Annotated in this window: 19 protein-coding genes; 8 read left to right on the top strand and 11 right to left on the bottom strand. The window is 40.9% G+C overall.

Features of this window, described 5'->3' with window-relative positions; genetic code table 11:
- Positions 1-15 precede the first annotated feature (15 nt).
- Positions 16-2,292, bottom strand: a complete 2,277-nt coding sequence (gene katG / locus ACPPVU_RS15870) for a catalase/peroxidase HPI (RefSeq protein ID WP_426667502.1) — start codon at positions 2,290-2,292, stop codon at positions 16-18.
- Positions 2,293-2,436: 144 nt separating this feature from the next.
- Positions 2,437-2,802 (bottom strand): glyoxalase, encoded by a 366-nt coding sequence (locus ACPPVU_RS15865; protein ID WP_426667501.1) that lies wholly within the window; start codon positions 2,800-2,802, stop codon positions 2,437-2,439.
- A 202-nt stretch (positions 2,803-3,004) separates the two neighbouring features.
- On the opposite strand from ACPPVU_RS15865, the gene ACPPVU_RS15860 reads away from it, so the two are divergent.
- Together ACPPVU_RS15860 and ACPPVU_RS15855 are read left to right on the top strand one after the other, a co-directional pair.
- Positions 3,005-3,670, top strand: a complete 666-nt coding sequence (locus tag ACPPVU_RS15860; RefSeq protein WP_426667500.1) for a hypothetical protein — start codon at positions 3,005-3,007, stop codon at positions 3,668-3,670.
- 202 nt (positions 3,671-3,872) lie between these two features.
- Positions 3,873-4,220: a hypothetical protein gene (locus ACPPVU_RS15855; protein ID WP_426667499.1), complete on the top strand. Its 348-nt coding sequence runs from the start codon at positions 3,873-3,875 to the stop codon at positions 4,218-4,220.
- 111 nt (positions 4,221-4,331) lie between these two features.
- On the opposite strand, the gene ACPPVU_RS15850 is transcribed toward ACPPVU_RS15855, so the two are convergent.
- On the bottom strand, positions 4,332-5,552 hold the full coding sequence (locus ACPPVU_RS15850; protein WP_426667498.1) for a DUF1015 family protein: 1,221 nt from the start codon (positions 5,550-5,552) through the stop codon (positions 4,332-4,334).
- Between the two features lie 132 nt (positions 5,553-5,684).
- Between ACPPVU_RS15850 and ACPPVU_RS15845 the strand changes: the two genes are divergently transcribed.
- Entirely contained in the window at positions 5,685-6,107 is a 423-nt protein-coding gene (locus ACPPVU_RS15845; RefSeq protein WP_426667497.1) for a secondary thiamine-phosphate synthase enzyme YjbQ, read from the top strand.
- Position 6,108: 1 nt separating this feature from the next.
- Here the strand turns inward: ACPPVU_RS15845 and ACPPVU_RS15840 are convergent, their stop codons facing one another.
- From ACPPVU_RS15840 to ACPPVU_RS15805, 8 genes are all read right to left on the bottom strand, one after another.
- A complete protein-coding gene (locus ACPPVU_RS15840; protein WP_426667496.1) occupies positions 6,109-7,353 on the bottom strand; it encodes a sensor histidine kinase in 1,245 nt (414 codons plus the stop codon).
- A 107-nt stretch (positions 7,354-7,460) separates the two neighbouring features.
- On the bottom strand, positions 7,461-7,658 hold the full coding sequence (locus ACPPVU_RS15835; protein WP_426667495.1) for a hypothetical protein: 198 nt from the start codon (positions 7,656-7,658) through the stop codon (positions 7,461-7,463).
- A 537-nt stretch (positions 7,659-8,195) separates the two neighbouring features.
- On the bottom strand, positions 8,196-10,016 hold the full coding sequence (locus ACPPVU_RS15830) for a glycoside hydrolase family 9 protein (protein ID WP_426667494.1): 1,821 nt from the start codon (positions 10,014-10,016) through the stop codon (positions 8,196-8,198).
- A 143-nt stretch (positions 10,017-10,159) separates the two neighbouring features.
- Positions 10,160-11,842, bottom strand: coding sequence for a GMC oxidoreductase (locus ACPPVU_RS15825; RefSeq protein ID WP_426667493.1), 1,683 nt, complete (start codon positions 11,840-11,842; stop codon positions 10,160-10,162).
- A 126-nt stretch (positions 11,843-11,968) separates the two neighbouring features.
- Positions 11,969-12,907 carry a sugar phosphate isomerase/epimerase family protein gene (locus ACPPVU_RS15820; RefSeq protein WP_426667492.1) on the bottom strand — a complete coding sequence of 313 codons (939 nt, stop codon included), beginning with the start codon at positions 12,905-12,907 and terminating at the stop codon, positions 11,969-11,971.
- A 103-nt stretch (positions 12,908-13,010) separates the two neighbouring features.
- Entirely contained in the window at positions 13,011-13,859 is an 849-nt protein-coding gene (locus ACPPVU_RS15815) for a ThuA domain-containing protein (protein WP_426667491.1), read from the bottom strand.
- Between the two features lie 27 nt (positions 13,860-13,886).
- Positions 13,887-16,889, bottom strand: coding sequence for a glycosyl hydrolase family 28-related protein (locus tag ACPPVU_RS15810; protein ID WP_426667490.1), 3,003 nt, complete (start codon positions 16,887-16,889; stop codon positions 13,887-13,889).
- A gap of 112 nt (positions 16,890-17,001) precedes the next feature.
- Positions 17,002-18,108: a glycoside hydrolase family 88/105 protein gene (locus tag ACPPVU_RS15805; protein WP_426667489.1), complete on the bottom strand. Its 1,107-nt coding sequence runs from the start codon at positions 18,106-18,108 to the stop codon at positions 17,002-17,004.
- Positions 18,109-18,237: 129 nt separating this feature from the next.
- Between ACPPVU_RS15805 and ACPPVU_RS15800 the strand changes: the two genes are divergently transcribed.
- The 5 genes from ACPPVU_RS15800 to ACPPVU_RS15780 are packed head-to-tail and all read left to right on the top strand — an operon-like array spanning position 18,238 to position 21,043.
- Positions 18,238-18,609: a YciI family protein gene (locus ACPPVU_RS15800; RefSeq protein WP_426667488.1), complete on the top strand. Its 372-nt coding sequence runs from the start codon at positions 18,238-18,240 to the stop codon at positions 18,607-18,609.
- Positions 18,610-18,656: 47 nt separating this feature from the next.
- The gene (locus tag ACPPVU_RS15795) at positions 18,657-19,004 is read left to right on the top strand and encodes a YciI family protein (protein WP_426667487.1); all 348 of its coding nucleotides are present in this window, start codon (positions 18,657-18,659) and stop codon (positions 19,002-19,004) included.
- 30 nt (positions 19,005-19,034) lie between these two features.
- Positions 19,035-19,382, top strand: a complete 348-nt coding sequence (locus tag ACPPVU_RS15790; RefSeq protein WP_426667486.1) for a YciI family protein — start codon at positions 19,035-19,037, stop codon at positions 19,380-19,382.
- Between the two features lie 56 nt (positions 19,383-19,438).
- Positions 19,439-20,683 carry an RNA polymerase sigma factor gene (locus tag ACPPVU_RS15785; protein ID WP_426667485.1) on the top strand — a complete coding sequence of 415 codons (1,245 nt, stop codon included), beginning with the start codon at positions 19,439-19,441 and terminating at the stop codon, positions 20,681-20,683.
- A 24-nt stretch (positions 20,684-20,707) separates the two neighbouring features.
- The gene (locus ACPPVU_RS15780; RefSeq protein WP_426667484.1) at positions 20,708-21,043 is read left to right on the top strand and encodes a TfoX/Sxy family protein; all 336 of its coding nucleotides are present in this window, start codon (positions 20,708-20,710) and stop codon (positions 21,041-21,043) included.
- Positions 21,044-21,091: the final 48 nt, after the last annotated feature.

The following is a 21,091-nucleotide window of genomic DNA, read 5'->3' as shown; positions in this document are numbered from 1 at the left end:
TTGATGAATTTACGGCTAGGCCAGATCAAACCTATCCAGGTTCATCACTTTATTCCACGCGGTTACAAAGTCTTTTACAAACTTTTCGCGGGCATCCGCACCTGCGTACACTTCGGCAACAGCCCGCAATTCTGAGTTAGCACCGAACACCAGGTCAGCACGGGTGCCTGTCCATTTGGCTTCACCTGTGGCACGGTCGCTGCCCAGATAAAGTTCTTTATCATCAGATACTGCTTTCCATTCCGTACCCATGGCAAGTAGGTTGATAAAGAAATCATTGGTTAGCTGGCCGGGGCGTGAGGTAAATACACCGTGCTTAGAACCGTCAAAATTAGTGTTCAATACACGCATACCTCCTATCAGAACGGCCGACTCGGGCACGGTAAGCGTAAGCAGCTGCGCCTTATCAATCAGTAACTCTTCGGTAGATGCGGGTATTTTTGACTTTCGGTAATTGCGGAAACCATCAGCAAGCGGTTCCAGGTAACCGGTTGATTCCACATCAGTTTGCTCCTGCGAAGCATCCATACGACCAGGAGAAAAAGGAACAGTGATGGCTTGGCCCGCATCCCTGGCTGCTTTTTCAACTCCTGCGCTGCCAGCCAGCACAATCAGATCTGCCAGCGAGACTTTTTTGCCGCCTGTCTGAGCACCATTAAAAGTGGTCTGAATACCTTCAAGTGTGCTCAATACTTTTTGCAGTTGCACCGGGTTATTCACCTGCCAATATCTTTGGGGAGCCAGCCGGATACGGGCACCGTTGGCGCCGCCCCGTTTGTCAGAACCACGGAATGTAGCAGCTGAAGCCCATGCGGTAGAAACCAGTTCAGACACGCTCAATCCAGATTCCAATACTTTTGCCTTTAAGGCCGCAATATCATTGTTATCTATTAGTTGATGGTCAACTGCCGGAATTGGATCCTGCCAAAGCAACTCTTCCTGCGGCACATCCGGGCCCAGGTATCGTGCCTTTGGTCCCATATCGCGGTGCGTTAATTTAAACCATGCACGTGCAAAGGCATCTGCAAAAGCGTCAGGGTTTTCCAGGAACCTCCTCGATATTTTTTCATAAGCCGGATCGAGTCTGAGGGAAAGGTCCGTCGTCAGCATCGTAGGCCGGTGTTTTTTGGAGTTATCATACGCGTCGGGAATAATAGCCTCGGCATTCTTAGCCACCCATTGGTGGGCACCGCCCGGGCTTTTGGTCAATTCCCATTCAAAGCCAAACAGGTTTTCGAAGAAATTATTGCTCCATTGAGTCGGCGTTTTTGTCCAGATTACTTCAATGCCGCTGGTAATGGCATCCGCACCTTTGCCGGAACCAAAACTGTTGCTCCAGCCGAACCCCTGCATTTCAATGCCGGCCGCTTCGGGTTCTTTACCTACATGGTCGGCAGTTGCAGCACCATGGGTTTTGCCAAAGCTGTGGCCTCCCGCTATTAATGCAACGGTTTCTTCATCGTTCATGGCCATACGCCCAAACGTATCACGAATGTCTTTTGCGGCCATCACAGGGTCAGGGTTACCGTCAGGCCCTTCTGGATTTACGTAGATCAGCCCCATCTGCACAGCCCCAAGCGGTTTTTCGAGGTTGCGGGAATGAATGTCGCCATCGGCATCATCGTCTGATACCAATACGCCATGGCCTTCTGCCACTCCTTCCGAACCATGCGCATAACGAATGTCGCCGCCCAGCCATGTGCTTTCCGCCCCCCAGTATACTGATTCATCTGCTTCCCATACATCCGGCCGCCCACCGGCAAAGCCAAAAGTCTTAAAACCCATGGATTCCAGCGCTATATTACCGGCCAGGATCATCAGGTCTGCCCATGAAATTTTGCGGCCATATTTTTGTTTGATCGGCCAAAGCAACCGGCGGGCTTTATCCAGACTGACATTATCGGGCCAACTGTTCAGTGGTGCAAAACGTTGCATACCTGCGCCTGCGCCACCACGGCCATCGCCCACACGATAAGTTCCGGCACTATGCCAGGCCATGCGGATAAACAAACCGCCATAATGACCAAAATCAGCCGGCCACCATTCCTGGGAATCTGTCATGAGTGCATGAAGGTCTTTCTTCACGGCTTCCAGGTCGAGGCTGTTAAAAGCTTCAGTATAGTTGAAATTCTCATCCATCGGGTCTGATAAACGGGAATTTTGCCGCAAGATACTTAGCTTTAATTGGTTAGGCCACCAATCACGGTTGCGGGTACCGCCCCCGCCAACATTATTTTTCAAACTGCCATTATGGAATGGGCATTTGCTGATGTCATTTGAGTCTTTTTCCATAGTTACCTGTTTTTATTGTAGATCATAAAATTATGACATTGCACAATATAATCACAATCGATTTACTCTATACATGATAGTCAAAACCTATTAGATATCATTAAACCGGGCTAATAGTCTGCCAGTATACCTAATCCCTCTTTTCTACTTATTAAACTCTCCAAAGTGCCAGAGTATTCCGGAGGGATCATGCATAAAACATTCTCTGCCCCAGGGATAATTTCGAATCGGGGTTAGTTTTACTCTTTTATATTTACTTGTAAGGTCCAAAGCTAAAAGTTCGTTCCGATATCGACTGACATCTTCAACTTCTAAAAAGATCATTGAATTATCTACCCAATCTTTGACGTAAGCATCTTGTAAATAAAATCCCAGGCCTTCCGTTTTGAAATAAGACATATCATGAGTTAAAATACTTTCCTGAAAACCCATATCCCGATAAAAACTCCGCGATAGTTCAAAGTTTTCGGCTCCGATGAATGGCCGAATAGATTTGGCTTTATGTTCCATTGTTTTCGTTTTTTTTTTAATTGCCGCTAACTTCAGGGCTTAATAATTTCGTGCATATAAATTTCATTACAATATTTCATTCTAAAGAATAAAATCAGAAAACGTGTTTCAATTTCTAAACTGCATCACGTATGTTATTTTGTTTTAAGGTTTGATGCATTATTCGTGACTATACTTGCAGTATCTATTAAAAACTCAACCAATGTTACAAAGAAAAGTAAGACATGCAACAAAGATGCTGCTGGTAGTGGCACTGTTGATATTAACTGGTACAAACGCTATTGCACAATCATCGGCTACTGTAAATAAAATTGCCAAAGCCATGACTGATAGCCTTGCTTATCTGCAATTTACATCAGAACAAAAACCTGCTGCTGAAAAATTAAATAATACAGCTGCATCAGAGCTGATGCAGGTTGCTAAAAAGGCAAGGGCGGATACAGGCTTTCGTGGTAAGGCATTAGCAGGCCAGGTAATTGGTATTATGAAGCAGCGCAATGCAGGTTTACAGAAAATATTTAACCCCGAGCAGCAAAAACTATTTCAGGAGCGTAAAGTTGCACAGATGGCTGATGTACAAACTAAAATTATGATTGCACAGCTAGATCTTTCTGATACACAAATACAGCAAGTTTACGATGTAAACCTAAAATACATGGCTAAAATTCTTGAAGACAAGCGTAAGCTGGACGCCGCTACAAGCAAACTAGGAAAACTAAAAGAATCGCAATCGTTAAAAGGAGATATGAAGGACAGAGATAAAGAATTAAAAAAAATCCTGTCTCCCGATCAATATGCTTTACACCAAAAGCATCAACAGGAAATAGAAGCTGCAATAAAGGAAAAAATGCAACAGAAGAAAGGATAAGAATTTTATTGATCATTTAAAAATGCCTGCCTGTATTTTAACAAGCAGGCATTTTTTTGTTTATAATCATTTAAACTTTTATCAGTAAGCCGAATATCTATTGTTATCTATATTTCCTATAATTAACCTTACTCTATTGATTTAACATAAATATAATATTAAATTTATATTTCTTTCATATACATTTGATCCAAATCACATTATGAAAAAAGATAAAGAAGAATCACCACTTAAAGTTGCCAGGAAAAAAACCAGGGAAGCTATTGAGGTACGTTTAGCAAAGCACCTGAGAAATATCACAACCGAAATAGGAAAAGAAACCATAGATATCGAAAAGGAAGCTAAAAGACTGGCCAAAAAGATCACCAGGGGTTTAAAGAAAGCTGCAGAAAAATCGGCAGATGAAAGCGTTAAGGCTGCAGAAAAGCCTGTAAGCAAGACGCCTGTATCTAATGCTAAAAAGCCTGTTGTAAAGGCAGCACCGGTAAAAACAGCTGCGCCAAAAGCGACTGTACCTAAAACAGCTCCGGCAGTTAAGACTAAAAAATAAGCTAATCGTAGTTCTGAATTAATTTGTCTCTTTAAATCAGGTATATAGAAAGCGATAACGCTTTTATATTCCTGCTTTTAATAAAGGGGGCTTATTTTGATGCCCGGGTTATTAACCATGATGATGAAGTAATAGCGCATAGGGTATTTTAGGTACTATCCAGGTTGATTTTGGTGGAAGTATCTCTCCTGCATCTGCCACCGCTATCAATTGTTCTACACTTAATGGACAAAGTGTAAAAACAATGGCATCCGGATGATCTTTTGTAATCGTTTCAATTTCTTCCATCGCTTTTTCACCTCCTGCGCATTTTAACCGGGAGTCAGTTTTAGGATCTTCGATTCCGAGAACAGGTGCTAATACTACTTTCTGCAGGATACTGGCATCAAGTAAGGCTGCTGCGCCTTTGTTGATATAAGTATGTGGCTTAGCAGTTAGATTATACCATTTTCCAGGAAAATAAAGGCCGAGAGAGTGTACGGCCCTTGGCTGAACGGGTTGCTCTGACGGTTGAATCTCGAAGTGTTGTGCCAGGTGTTTAAAAAAAACCTTATTGTTAACAGGGTTCGAAGGTATTACCACCCTGTCGTATTCTTCAATACGTAATTGATCGGCGGCCATATATAAGGATGAGATTGTATCGTAAACAGGCAACTTCTTTAATCGCTGCTCTATGGCAAGTATAGCTGACGATTCAATGCGATGGTGACCGTCAGCCAGGTAAGCAACCGGAATATTCGCAAAGGCAATAATAAGTTGCTGCAGTACTTGAGGCTCTTCTATCTTCCAAAGCCTGTGCAGACCATGTTGATTACCTAATGTGATCTTTTGATTGCTTGTCCTTGTCTCAGCGATGATCCGGTTAATAGTTATATCAGGCGAATAGGTTAACAGGATCGGGCTACCCTCTAAACCTGTATTTCTACGATAATTTGTTAAACGACGCACACTGTCTTCAAAGGTTAGTTCATGTATTTTGATTGCACCTTTCCTGTAATCTTCAAGAGAGGTTAACGCCCATATACCTGTTTGCCGGTAAGTTTTATGTACCACTTCATACACATAAATTCCGGGTGTTTCTTCGTGCCATAGCTGATCTTTTTGAAACAAATCTTTTAAGGTATCTTTTATATCGTGAAAAGCCCTCGCCTGCCCTTCTGGGGTTTCAGGCTTTTTTCGGGCACCTGTTTCGAGCAAGGTTTTTAAAGGGGCCAGAGTACCCGTTTTGGTATTATCACCTGATACCGATTCTGCCTGTGGTGTAGTAAATACTAACTGGTCAGCATAAAATGGGTTGGGTCTTATTGCCCTGAATGGTTGTATTTGCGCCATCGTTTGATCTTTAACAAATCGTTGCCAGGAAAGCGACAACTAGTATTAATGAAACAATAAGACATAATTACTAATAAACTGCAAAATAGCTGAAATAAACAGAACAAACATTATTTTTAATGTTTTACAAGTATGAAAATATACCAGCAAACCGTACATCTGAGGGAAAGAAAGAGGGGATTTCACATTATAACTTCAGAAATCATCCATGCACTTCCTGAAATTAGTGAAATAAAAATAGGTATTTGTCAGGTGTTTATAAAGCATACTTCGGCTTCGCTCTGTATCAATGAAAATGCTTCGCCCAGTGTCAGACAGGATTTTGAGATGTATTTCAATAAAGCAGTGCCTGAAAATGATCCCGATTACAGGCATGATGATGAAGGGCCTGATGATATGCCAGCCCACCTCAAAGCAGCGTTGCTTGGCAGCTCGGTAACAATTCCTATCCGTAATGGCCGTTTTGATTTGGGTACATGGCAAGGTATTTATTTGTGCGAACATCGTAATGATGGTGGGTCACGATCCTTAACCGTTACTGCCTGGGGTGAATGATCTATATTATAAACCAAAAAGTAGAGCCCTTACCCAAAGTGCTTTCTGCACCGATCTGTCCGTGATGCCTTTTAATTATTTCAGACGAAATATACAGGCCTAACCCAATACCAGAGAAATTTTTTGAAGTATTTTCTACCCGGTAGAAACGGTCAAATATATTGCTGAGATTATTTTCAGGAATACCTATGCCGTTATCAGTAACAGCGACTTTTATTTTATTATTATTTTTTTCAAACTTGATAAATATAGATCCATTCTCTGAAGAATATTTAAAAGCGTTGGTTAACAAATTACTTACAACCTGTTCCAACCGTATACGGTCGGCATGTATTACAAGATTAGGATCTCCATTAATATGTACAGTATGTTTGTTGTTAACTGCTATGCATTGTTCCTGGCATTCTTCTATCATATCCATCAGGTTAAAATCAGTTTTTGATAGCCCCAGCCTTCCAGCCTGTATTCTTGTCACATCCATCAATTCATTTACTATATCGGTAAGCTTGTTCACTTGTTTCACAGCCTTTTCTACAAAAGGAGCCACTGGCTGTAATGCGACATCTTTATCAACTATTTTTTCTACCAATTGCAATGATGCTTTTAAACTCGTAATCGGAGTTTTTAGCTCATGACTGGCGATGCTCATAAATTCATCTTTTCTTGACATTAGCTCCTCTGCTGCCTCTTGCATTACCTGGTGATGTTTAACTATCTGCTCTGCTTTTTTTCTCTCTTCAATTTCCACTTCAAGCTGGGCCAGGGTGCGAAGGTTATAAACCATGGGAAGGATTTTATATAGAGCAAATACAGTAAAAATAGAAGCAACAGCGGTAATAAAACGTACCGTTGCACTTAAACGATAGGCCGGCCACCAAAATATCATAGCATCTATAAGATGGGTAGTGCCGCATAAAAGGATAAAAGCAATAAACAACCATATTATTCGTGGGAAAGGGATATCCTTTCGTTTATTAATGATGCGGAATAAAAGAAATGGTATGGCAAAATAAGCGGCCCATATGAACAGATCTGAAACAATATATAGCCACCCGTGAAAATCTGTCCAGGTTCCGCAATGCCAGCGTGGCGGCCAGTAAGATGTATCAAATATTCCTAAAAAAAACTCTTTTAATTGTTCCCCAAATCCGACTTGCGAATGATTATTTAATTGCTGATTTGAATGGCATATGGAATCGCATATCACATGCGATCCAGGCAAAGCTTTCTGTGCTTTAAGATGCATAAGGTCAGGTTTTTCAATAGGTAAAAATACACGATTAAAATACGAATTTTCTATTTAAAGAGGCGTCTTTAGATACATCGCTTAACTTACTTATTTTTAAATATTTGTTAAAAGTTGAGTTGCTCCTTTGAAGATGAATCTGCATTTTCTTTCTCATTATTTTCTGATCTGACCTCTATATCGGCAAATAATTTTCGGTCTTTAGTTAAAGTCGGAGCCACTCCCAATATTCCAATGCCTGCGGATGCCAGCAGCATAAATAGAATAAGGGAGCACATTCTTAATATTTTTTTGAAACGTTTCATGCGTTTTTATTTTTAAATATGATGCATGATCGTGCCACTAAAATGCAGTAGCAAACCATCAATATGATTAAATGGATAAATCTATTATCGGTAAGAAGTACTTTGGGGGACTATCCTATTAAGGCAGAATCGTCATCTGCATTTTGGGAAGTAGCATTGGGTTTGTAAAGCAAGCTTATTCGGGTAGGAATATACGACTTCGTAAGTTCAGTGAGTTGGATTTTTACTTGCTGGCTATACAGACGACTTATATCAATTAGAATGGGAACGACAGGGTCTTTCGAGTGAAATGATATTAAAGTTCTTTTATAATCAATGCTTTTAGAGAGTCGTAAATTTGAGTTTATTACTAAAATGGTTTGGGGCTTGTTAAGTGTAGAGTTTGGTTGAGCAACAAGACCTGAAAATGTAAAAAAACTTAGCAGCAAAACAACTGCAAACAGCCATTTTGATATCGCATTTTTATAATTGGTATTGTTCATTTCAGGTATAAAGATACGACATAGGACTTTATTTTAGAATTCCTATCCCTCATCATTACCTAACAGCAACCGCCAGCATGTACCAGGCTGCATGCGGCAGCCATTGTTCTGCCCAGCGCCAGTCCGCATCTTTACCGGTTTGAGAATATGGAAGATTAAAGTCGATATCGTCTTCATTATCAAATCCGGAAGTAACGCCATTAACAATTCCGCCCGGCGCATTGGTATACTCAAATGTCCCAAAAAAGCCATAAGCTGGATTATTATGCCCCACTCCTTCCAGCATACATGAATCGAATGGATTCAGACCTAATATCCAGTTCAATTGGTCAATGGCAAAGTTTTCCAGCTTATCATGAAAAGCCTTGTCATCAGTAAATAGGTTAGCTGCCAACCTTGCAGCTGTAGCTTCCGAACCTAATCTTGCATTTTCTCCCTGCCACCATGGCGAGGCGTCGCTACCATGTGGGAAGAAAAATGAGCTTCGCCTGTTGCCTAGTGTATCTTGTACCAACTGCCTGCTGTATCCAAAGGGATTATTCACTTCAGATGTAATGGATAGCTCATAGGTCATGGATTGCTTGATCGCTTTTTTGATGAGCGACTGAGTGTTTACATCAGCATATGGGTAATAATAAACTAAACTAGTTACCGGTAATCCGGCATCTGACGGATGGAAAAATGGCCTGTCTTTATCATCGGCACGCCAAAAATCTTTATAGTTTTTCCAGGACGATAATCTGTTGATTAATGATAGTGTTCTTTTTTTGGCTGCGGCTTTATATTTTTCTTTTTTGGTGGCTTTGTATAGTTCTGTTGCAGCGGTTAGGGCGCAATAATCATCAAGAATATTTTCTTTCCCATCATTAGTCATTGCTACATTGTTTTTATCCAGGAAATCAAATGCATTTTCAGCAGCTTTTAAATAATCCGCATTGCTATAGTCACCTGAAGTAGTATAAGTTGAAGCCATTGCCAACGCAGCAATAGACATTCCTCCACCTGAACGGAAACTGCATTGAAAGCTGCGCCAATCGTGTTCTTCAGGCTTACTTTTAAATGAATCGTCATTTTTTGACACCTTGATAAGATAACTTTTGCCTTCCGGACCTATCGCCCTATCCTGTGGAAGCTTACCTGGTCCGGGTGCACCAACAGAACGATAAAACGCCCCATTTTTTGCCTGCATTCGGCATAAGTAATCCGCACCATACATAGCCTCATCCAGTATACGGCGATTGAACTGCCTGAAATCAGTTCCCGGCCTTTTACTTAAAAGCTCAAAAGTTTTAAATAAACTGTAATCTGTTAATGATATCTGTTGTGGATTAAAATAGGACGAAAATGAAAGATGAGAAAGATGTTTGCCATAATCACCGGTTGCATCATACCATCCTCCGTGTGCATCTACAGTATCGGTTTTGCCCTGTAAATGGGAATGGCGATCTGCCTTGTCCAATAAGCCTGAACTGCGTTGCTCTTTGAAATAATAGATCACATCTGATAGAGTGGCTTGCTCCAGTACATTTTTGCCAATTACAAATGGATAAGATGAAACCAGGCCATTAGCTGTGGGAATTTGTAATTTGTAAGTGCCGATAGTGGCAAATGAACTAAAATCCATAGTCCAAAACTGAAAGTTTTTCCATTTATCAACTGGCCCTTTAAATACGGGTTGACCACTATATACTTCTTTATTATCTTTTGTATCGATCAACTTAAATGAAGAGATATCAAGTTTACTACCAGCCACGATAATGGCTTTTTTGGCTCCGTCAAATTCATAACCTACATGGTTGGTTACAATTTTAACAGATTGAGCAGACACAAATATTGGGAAGCAGATACAGAAGAAAAGTAATTTGATGTTTTTCATAAATGATACAGATACAGGTAATAAAAAGCCCTCGCAGAAAATACTCTACGAGGGCTTAAATTAATGATTATTTTTTATCCGTGCTATGATTTTTGTGATTACGGATTTCTATCCCTGTTCACTTATCACTGATTAACGGATCACTACGCCAAATTACCTTTCTTTAGCTCTTTAACTGCATAATCAGCAGCTCTTGCTGTCAATGCCATATAAGTTAATGATGGGTTTTGACAGGCTGTAGATGTCATAGCTGCTCCATCAGTTACAAATACGTTTTTAGCATCCCATACCTGGTTCCATTCGTTTAGTACCGAAGTTTTTGGATCCCGCCCCATACGTGCGGTTCCCATTTCATGGATACCACGACCCAAAACGCCTTCCATTGTGTGAGTTTTTACATCTTTAGCGCCTGTTGCTTCCAGCATTTCTTTAGCATCATTCAGCATATCTATACGCATTTTCAATTCGTTATCACGGATGATAGCATCGATAGCAGGTACCGGAAGCCCCCATTTGTCTTTTTTAGTTTTATCCAGGGTTACTTTATTATCGTGATAAGGCAGCGTTTCACCAAATCCGCCAATATTCATGGTCCAATGCCCTGGTTCGCTCAACGCATCTTTGAAGTCGGCTCCTATACTATATTCCGGAATATTCCTGCTAAATGCTTCCCGCGATGCACGGCCCTGGTAGCCAAACCCACGGATGTAATCGCGTTTTTCACCATTTAGGTTGCGGTATCTTGGAATATAAATGCCGTTAGCCCGTCTGCCAAAGTAATATTTATCCTCATAACCCTCTATATGACCGCTTGCTCCTACGCCCAAATGATGATCCATCAGGTTATGTCCAAGTTCGCCACTGCTGCTGCCTAAACCGTCGGGCCATATATCAGTTGCAGAATTCATTAATACCCACGCCGAATTTATAGTAGAAGCGTTCAAAAAGATCACTTTAGCATAGAACTCATACGTCTTATTGGTTTCCGAATCCAGCACCTCTACACCTTTGGCTTTTTTGGTATCCTTGTCGTATAATATTTTTGTGACGATTGACCATGGCCTAACTGTCAGATTACCAGTGGCCATAGCAGCTGGCAGAGTTGATGACTGTGTACTAAAATACGCTCCGAACGGGCATCCCAACCAACATTTATTACGGTATTGACAGTTAGTTCTTCCAGGAAGTGGTTTTGTAATATTAGCCGTACGGCCAATAACCATGTTCCTCGAACCTTTATAATATTCCTTCAGTCTTGCCGATACATCTTTTTCTACACAATTCATTTCCATCGGTGGCATAAAATTGCCATCCGGTAAAATAGGTAGACCATCTTTGTTACCTGATATTCCCGCAAATCCTTCCACATAGCTATACCAGGGTTCCAGATCTTTATATCTGATGGGCCAGTCTACCCCAATACCATCTTTTAAATTAGCTTCGAAATCCATAGGAGCCCAACGATAGCTTTGCCTACCCCATATTAGTGAACGGCCACCTACTTGATATCCTCTGAACCAATCAAACCGTTTTACCTCAGTATAGGGATTTTCTTTCTCATTTACCCAATAGTCAAGATTAACTTCAGTTAACGTGTAGTCTCTCTTAAGTACAGGATGGTCCTTTATCATTTCCTGTGTACGCCCTCCTCTATGAGGAAACTCCCAGGGCCCTTTTGTTGCATTTACATAATCTTTTACGTGCACTATATCGCGGCCACGCTCCAGCATAATGGTTTTAAGCCCTTTTTCAGTTAACTCTTTAGCAGCCCAGCCACCAGATATTCCTGAGCCGATTACGATCGCATCATATGTGTTTGTTGACATAGCTATTTCTATAGGTGTTTAATGGTTTATCAGTCTAATGTAGGAAATTATTTGAGAAATAAATAGTTCATTGTGTTTTTGTTACACAATGAACTATAAAATTCCCAATAAAGGGGTTTAAAGGGCTTAACTTAACGCTTTTACAGCAAACTCCCTGCACTTGATCACTTCTTTTATCGCATCAGAACCAGCGGGGATATTATATTCAAACTCGATAGTTGCCGGGAACTTATATTTATTCTTTTTGATCAGTTGCAACGCTTCTGCAATAGGTGTATCCCCTTCTCCCCAGGGCATATTAGGTCCGTCATGATATTTCCTGTCCTTCAGGTGCATGCTCATGATCCTTGCGTGATTTTTCTCGATGAACGGAATCGGGCTGCTGCTGGTTCCTGCAGTGTAGTGACCAATGTCCAGGTTAATCGCATTATATTTTGACTGACTTAAGGCAGTATCCCATAATGTTGGCGTAGCCTGCAAGTGCGCATGGTAGCCCACATATATCTTATGTTTTGCTGCAATATCGCCTAAACGTTTGGTCTGGGCATCATCAGCTGGCAACTCTACAGTAACATGTGTTACACCCAGTGCTTTTCCTGCATTAAAGGCATAATCAATTTCAGCATCGGTATTTTTAGCACCCAGTGCATTAGGTTTCCAGGCGTAGATCGTAATACCAGCATCGTTATACAATTTGCGTAATTCTTTGAATTTATCCATGGAAACACTTCCGCGCCAGTCGGCTACCCGCTTAAAATAAGTTGCACTTTCTTCGCCGCTGTTGCGCTGTGGCCTTCCGGCAAAAATTTCGGCAGCATCCCCCATCAACTCAATCGCGTTGATGTTACATTGCAGGCAATATTGCATTAAATCCTGTAGGGTGCTTGGCATACTCCTGAATGAGTAGGTGATCACTCCTATTTGTACCCCATTGATAACCGAATTAGGTTTAGATTGAAAAAGCGAGCCGACTGCAAAAACGGATTTAGAAGCTAAAGCCATACCTGCTGCGGCAAGTGCTGTACTGCCGATAAACCGGCGACGGGAAATATTTTGGTCTTTCATAATTTAGTAAAACTGGTTTGGTTTATTGAATTGAGAAACTAAGTTAACTTTTGATTTTCATAAACTTCTTACATCAATTGTAAAAAAGGTGTTTCACAGATGTTTAGTTTACTTTTTTGCCCGTGCCAACCCATATTAATGAATTAAGGATCAGTTTACATTCCTCAGGGCTATCAAAAGTATGAGACAAATCCTTATTGGTTTTATGCTCATAATCTATATCATTATGGCCCATATTGAAGTAAACCATTTTGTAATTTTTATTGGTCCAAACTACCGGGTAATAGCCGCTGTGCCATATTTCATTTAGTTTTGGCCCCGTACCAAGCGGGAAACTGGTTGAATCAATGGATAACAAGATTTTTATATCAGGATTTTTCTTAAGATCCTTTTCCCAGCGGTACCATTCACTGGGTGATGCTTTAATGATATCGGGAAGTCCTTTAGTAGCGGGATGATTATGATCCTCTACTCTTAAAAATGCTGATGTTGGTCGCCAGGTATTACTCACATATTGGCCAGAACCTAAAAACTCATTATGGTACCAGTCCCAATCAGCATTAAAATCAGATGGTGTTAGTGCGAAGGCCGAAAAGTGAAAACCTATCCAGCCACCGCCATTTTTCATATATTCTTCAAATGCCTTTCTTTGAGTTGGGTCTTCAATTCTTGTGTCTAGAAATATTACGGCCTGGTATTTTGCCAAAAATTTGGCATTCATATTAGCCCAGTCTTTTGTTGAATCATATGTGAAATTATATTGCTTTGCCATCTCCGGAAACCATTTATTGGCTTCATGTACAAAGCTGATGTGTGCCTGATCATTACGCGCCGTATAAAAGGCAATTACATGGAACGGAATTTTATTACTTTGTGCGATACCGTCTGAAAAACTACAGAATAGCATAAAGAATGCCATTAGTTTAAATACGGATTTGATGGTTTTGGTCATAAGGGTTTGTGAGATAAATTTAATTAACTATTCTAAGGTAATACTGTAAAGCGAGGTTTCACCCGTAATATACAAGGTTTTATTATTTTTTCCTCCAAAAACAAGCGATCTTGGTCTTTCAGGTACTTTGATAATACCTGTTTGTTTCCCCGAAGGATCAAAAACATAGATCTCACCATCAGCTATATAAACATTCCCTTTACTATCCGTCGTTGAACCGAACTCTCCTTTTTCGGTAAAATATTTTAGGTTTGAAACATATCCTTCTGCATTTACATCCAGTTTTACTGTTCTTTTATCATATTCATCGGCAACATAGATTGGTTTTCCCGGAAAGCCTTCTGATAAATAAGTCGACCTGGCCAAATCATACACTACCGGAATAATGGTCACGCCATCAGGTGCTACGAAGCACTCATCAGGTTTGTTAACAGTTATTGTATTAAAATCGTGATAATCACGCCAGCGGTGACCAGGGTAAAGCGCCTTATAAACTTGCTTTACACTACCCATCGGCACTTTTTCCAATAGATGTACAGTTTCATCCGGATTTGATGGATCAACTGAATAAACCAGCGTTCCAAAGCCAGAATTACCCCAGCCACTAAAAGAGGTTCCTGCGGCATCCGGTGGATTGGAAAATACTTCTGGTTTGCCATTTGCCAAATAGTCTGGCTTCGGAACATATTTAAATACAACCAACAAGTTATCATTTTTATCGCAGGATAGAGACAAAGGCTCCCAATGATAGTCTGCTAACAAACTAACGCTCTTATTCTCGGCAGACCATTTATAGATCCGTCTCAGGCGTGAATCGCAGAAATAAATATTTCCTTTGCTATCACTGCAAATGCCTTCGGCAAATTCAAATCCTGTAGCTAATTTTTGTATGCCTTTTGTCTGGGTCAATGTTGGTTCATCTGCCTTATTGATAAACAATCTGTTAAATTCCCATGGTCGAAGTGTAGTATTACTGTTCACATCATACAAAGGATTATTAGTGGTGTATTTGATCTGACTGTAATTATGCACATTCAAAAGTTCGATATTTGACGATCCCCAGTTTCGGATGGAATATGGGTAAGGTTTTATGATACGGATCACCCGGAACATATACAGATTGGCGAAAACCATATCATGGCAATTTTCCAGATCCATTGGCTGGCATTCGGTGCCCTCCCGGCTTTCTTCCTCAAGTTGCATCGCATAGACCTTAAAATTTGCCACATTATTAAACCGTACCTCATTGCGTACGTGATGCTCTATTGACATGGCATAAATATGGCTGGGTGTGTTTGTGTTGGATACATAAGTGCCGGCCGTGGCGTAAGTGCTTGCCGACCAGATATTTTCAAAAGTGCCGCCACCGCCATCAGTTATCCAAAGGCTCCAGTATTGCGTATCCCATGATGGGTCTGTCCCGCCCCCATTTCTGTAAGCTTTTACATCTGCGACTGTGCCGGTCTTTTTGCCGGTCCTTTCCATACCGCCATGGCCACCTATAAATTTCACATCATTTAAATAAGAACGTTCACCCGCCATCCATTTACAGGCGACAGCCCGCGGATTATCAGCTGCGGTCGAGAGTCCTATACCAGTAACTATATTTTGTCCGCCTTTTGAACTTTCCAATAGCGCCTTAGGTCCGCCAAAACCTCCAAAAGCTTCTGTATTATTAGCTAATATAAATTGTGTGGCTATCGGGCTTAATCCTATTAAAACAGTGTTTGGCTTTAGTTTGATAGTTTGACTTACGCGATACCAACCAGTTGGTACATAAATAGTTGGATATTTATCAATAGCATCTTGTATGATCTTTGTATCATCGGTAATGCCGTCACCTGTAGCGCCTAATGATTTGAGATTAACCCAGGTATCGATATTAGGCAGATCAGGTATATGACCTTTGGCAATTACCGGCATTGCTTTTAATGGGTCGATATTTTGGATGGTATTGATAACCGGGTCTGCATGCAGGCTATCCATTTGCAGCCCGTGCAGATAATTTTTTACATGGTAAATATTACCAACTTCAGGTACCTGTTTCCCACTTTGTTTATAACTGACAAATACCGGCACATTTCTACAGTCAATATTTCGCAGACTGATTTGGTTTCCTGCATTATCTTCTAAACTCACCCTTATCGCCGGACCTGAAATATCTTCAAACCGGCAATCTTCCATAAATAACTTTTCATCATAGTTAGGTTCGATGTCAATGACTGCAGGATCATTCTTAACCCGCATCCTCACCATTGTTAAGCCTGCCTCGCGGGTAAGTATGGCTGCTTTACGCTGACCCTCAAAATAGGTGTCTATCGTCATAAACTGCCAGCCCGGAGAAGGCTTGGTGGTATAAATTCCATAATCTCCACCGAAGAACCGGACATCGTGCATCTCATTACCCACATCAAACATTCCGGCTCTTCCATTGCCAATATTGATATCCACATGAGAAATAAAACTGTGCTGTGCATAATGCGTTCGTAAAGCAACAGCATAAGGGTTGCCGTCCTCAATTTGCAGATTGATGTTGGACATAGCACTATAAAAGGTACCTGCACCTGCATCGTTTATCCTCTTACCAGCTTGCGGAATGCTGCTGGTAAACCAGAACATATATTTCGCTTTACCTTTATCGGTACTGTCCGGTGTTTGGTAGCCGGGTGAATTTTTAGCCAAGACAATTACCGGTCTTTTTTTGCCATATCCTATTAACCTGATTGCCTGTGGCACATAGATAGTTTTGCTGATCAGGTAAGTACCTTCAGGGATAAAAAGAATACCAAAATTGTGACTGGTTTTAAGATCGTTGATGGCCTGTTGAAGTACATCGGAAACATCGGCTGAGCCATCAGACTTTATACTGTACTTGTCAGCCGTAAAGTAAACGGCATCATCGTCCTGTAAGTGTTTTTGATAGAATGATGTGCCGTTCTCTTTTGTATTAAATCCACGGGACTTACTCTGTCCGATGCTAAAAATAGGACAAAGCAAAATCAGGGTAAATGTTAAAATACCTGTTTTCAATTTAGGTTTGATTTAGATGTAAGGGCGCTCTTGGGGTAACTGGCATCTAATTTAGAAATTGAATCCGATAATTTGAACTCAATTTCTAATTGTTAGCTGATTGTTACAATAATCAGGAATGCTTAAGCATCAACTTATAAACTTCTGATCCTGCCAACAGAAATGCACCAACGCCATATACTTCTGTATCATCATCGGTGACTTTTTCGGGCTTTTCACCAATCTGCTGTACATAGCCCAGTTTGCCATCTGGATGTACGGATGAGGTTAATGCAGCCCATGCTTTTTCTACCACTTCGTGGTACTTGTCATAAGGCAATAGCCCGTGATTGATGCCGTAGGCCAACGCATAACAATAAAACCCAGTGCCACTAGTTTCTTTAACCGGGTAGCTATTCGGGTCGAGTAGTGCCGCGTGCCAGGTCCCATCACTATTTTGCAGTTTGACTATTTTCTCAGCCATTTTACGGTATAACTGTTCAAAGCGGACGCGTTCCGGATAATTTGCAGGCATATTATCCAGCATCCTTACCAATCCACCCATCACCCAGCCATTTCCTCTTGACCAGAATATTTTTTTACCATTGGCTTCCTTTTGCGTAAAAAAACGACCATCTCTGAAATATAAATTTTCATCCTTGTCAAACAAGTAATCAGTTGTTTTGAACCACATATTACTGGCAAAGTCAATGTATTTTTTGTCCCCTGTGGCAGATGATAAGTAAGCAAAAGCGGGAGGCCCCATAAATAAGGCATCACACCATGCCCATTCCCTGCTGGCTATATTGTTCTTCCATTCCAATGATTCGATATGCGGCCGCGCTATAATACTATCAGCCAAAGTTTTAAAATGTGCGATTATTACAGGCCGTTTATCTTTAAGATATACTTGTGAATACATCTGCGCTACGCAATAATCATCGGCCATTTGACGGTTTGGACCGGTATTCCATTTTAGACTATCTCCGATGTTACGCATCGCATTGAAATAAATGGAGTTATGACCTACTTGATTAAGCGCCATATACCCTGCGTAGCATGCACCCATTGTCCAATGCCATTTTTCGTGCCTGGGGCCATGATCCTTCCAATCTTTAAGCTGCCAATCAGCAACTTTATTCATTATTTTTAATACAGAATTAGGGTTTGATTTTTTCTGTGCATATACGGCTTGCATGCCAGATACCACAAGCATAAGGATAATGAGGTGTTTCTTCACAATGGCAGGTTTAATTGGTTAAAAGTATAAATTAAGTACTAAATTTTATATCAGCGAAAAAAAATTGAAAGGGTTTGTCCAATTTAGTTTTTCAGATCGTCATTAACCTAAAAACAAAAAACTAAAACTATGAAAGAGTTTGTAATGATCATCAGGCTGGAAGAACTGCCTGAGGTAAAGTATTCACCAGAAGAAATGCAGGCCGGAATGACGGTTTGGGAAAAATGGGTCGATGGTATTATCGCTAGTAATACCCTGGTTAGCAGAGGTAACCGTTTAGGCAATGATGGCAGAACTATTAGAAATGGTAAAGTAATAACCAATGGTCCGTATGCCGAGATCAGGGAAATTATTGGCGGGTACCTTATCATCCGGGCCAATTCCATTGATGAGGCTACTGAAATTGCCAAAAGTGCACCGCTTGTTGGTAACGGCAGTATAGAAATACGTGGCTTGTATTCTGATAAAAATTTAAAAAAAATCAGAGACCTTGTCCAATAATAAACAGATCAGTCGTCATAAGGATATTAAAACAAAAAATTAAAACCATGAAAGAATTTGTAATGATTTACAGAAATGAAACGATGCCTGAAAACAAGTATTCACCTGAGGAAATGCAAGGCATTTTAAAGCAATGGGAAAACTGGATGGGCAGTATAGCAGCACAAAATAAGCTGGCCAGCATTGGTAACCGGTTGGGATCAGAAGGCAGTAGTATTAAACCGGGAAATGTTGTTACCAATGGCCCTTATTCGGAGATTAAGGAATTTATCGGCGGCTACAGTGTTATTAAGGCTGATTCTATTGATGAAGCTGTCGAAATAGCCAAAGGTTGCCCCATACTGAATGTCGGGGGCAATGTGGAGGTAAGGGATATTATCGTAATGAACGCTTAATTTAATTGCTAATCTTAAAAATTAAAAGAAATGAAAGAATTTGCATTGCTTTTCAGAAACGACGCAGTTAACGAGAATAAACTTACCCCCGAAGATGTGCAGGACCTCGGCAAACAATGGCAGGAATGGATGACCGGCATTGCCGCGCAGGGAAAACTAGCTGATCCGGGCGTACGCCTGGGCTTTGATGGCAAGACGGTTAAACCGGGAAAAGTAATTACCTCAGGCCCTTACGTCGAAATTAAGGAAGTTTTACGCGGACTTCACATCATACGGGCTGAATCTGTTGAAGAAGCTACCGATATAGCCAAAGGGTGTCCTATTCTTAAAATCGGCGGCAACGTTGAGGTGAGATATATCATCCCGATGAACGGCTAAATTTTTAAACAGGCTTCTGTTCTTATATTTACAGAACAGAAGCTTTTATATTTTTTATGCAGGAAAAAGAGCTGATCCCTCATTTATACCGGACGGAATTCCGAAAAATTACATCTGTACTGGCTAAAACCTTTGGTATGGAACATACCGAAGTAGCCGAAGATTTAGTGAGTGACACCTTCCTGTTGGCTGCTGAAACCTGGGGGCTAAAAGGCATACCGCAAAATCCTGTTGCCTGGCTTTATACAGTAGCAAAAAATAAAGCAAAAGACTTGTTAAAGCGCGATGCAATCTTTTCGCAGAAAGTCTCTCCGCATATACAATACACAACCGATGAGAAACACGAGATAGAAATAGATCTGTCCGTGAAAAACATCGAAGACAGCCAGTTGCAGATGATGTTTGCCATTTGCTACCCGGGTATATCATCCGAGGCGCAGATAGGTTTATCGCTTCGTATTCTTTGCGGTTTCAGCATCGATGAGATCGCAGATGCTTTCCTGACGAATAAAGAAACTATAAACAAAAGGTTATATCGTGCTAAAGAAAAGCTAAAAGAAGATAAGGTAAAGATCGAATTACCATCTGATACCGAAATAGATAAAAGAATTGAGAATGTGTTGACGACGCTTTACCTGCTGTTTAATGAAGGGTATTATTCGTCAAGCAGTAATTCCGTGCTACGGAAAGACTTTTGCCTCGAAGCTATGCGCCTTACCCATATGCTTACTGAAAATGAAAATACGAATAAGCCTTATGTAAGCGCACTGCTCGCCCTGATGTGTTTTCATGCCTCGCGCTTTGAAGCCAGGATCGACTCTAATGATGAACTGATATTATATGAAGATCAGGATACTTCACTCTGGAACCAAGAGCTGATTTTGCGTGGCGAATATTATTTAAATAAAGCAGCTACCGGAAATTACCTGTCTAAATATCACCTGGAAGCAGCTATCGCTTACTGGCACACAGTAACCGGCAAAGATGCGGATAAGTGGCCCAGAATACTCAGCCTGTATAACCAATTGCTGATCACAGAGTATTCGCCCATAGCGGCTTTGAACCGTACATACGCTTTGGCCAAAGTTTATGGCAATGAAGAAGCTATCGTAGAAGCTGAAAAACTGGAATTGGGCAATAATAATCTATATCACACTTTATTAGGCGAACTTTATAGTACAATAGATACAAATATGGCAATTGAACATTTTGAACTGGCTATAAAACTATCCCGCTCAGCTGCTGATAAAAAAGTAATAAAGGGTAAGATCATCAAACTGAAAAAGGTAAAGAATATTTAATTTAACAGCATAACATATAGACCTATGGCATACAATGAAACCCTCGCTAACCGTGTACGCGAAGCATTAGCTGACGCGCCAAATGTTGAGGAAAAGAAAATGTTTCGCGGAGTTACTTTTATGGTCGATGATAAGATGTGTGTAAGTGTAAGCGGTGACGAACTAATGCTCCGCCTCGACCCCGAAATAACCGAGCAATTAGTGGAAGAAAATGGTACCCGCCCCATGATTCATGGCGGCAAGCACATGAAAGGTTTTATCTACATCAGCGAGGAACGTTTTCGTAATAAAAAGGATTTTGATCATTGGATCAAACTGGCCCTGGATTATAATCCCATTGCCAAATCCTCTAAGAAATAAATAACGAGTGTTCACGTTCACTGCATGAGCACCTGTGAACCCTCGTAA

Origin of the sequence: Mucilaginibacter sp. McL0603, from assembly GCF_049992945.1 — a bacterium.
Lineage (GTDB): Bacteria > Bacteroidota > Bacteroidia > Sphingobacteriales > Sphingobacteriaceae > Mucilaginibacter.
Note: the sequence above shows the minus strand (reverse complement) of the source record. Positions and strands in the feature narration are given on the sequence as shown.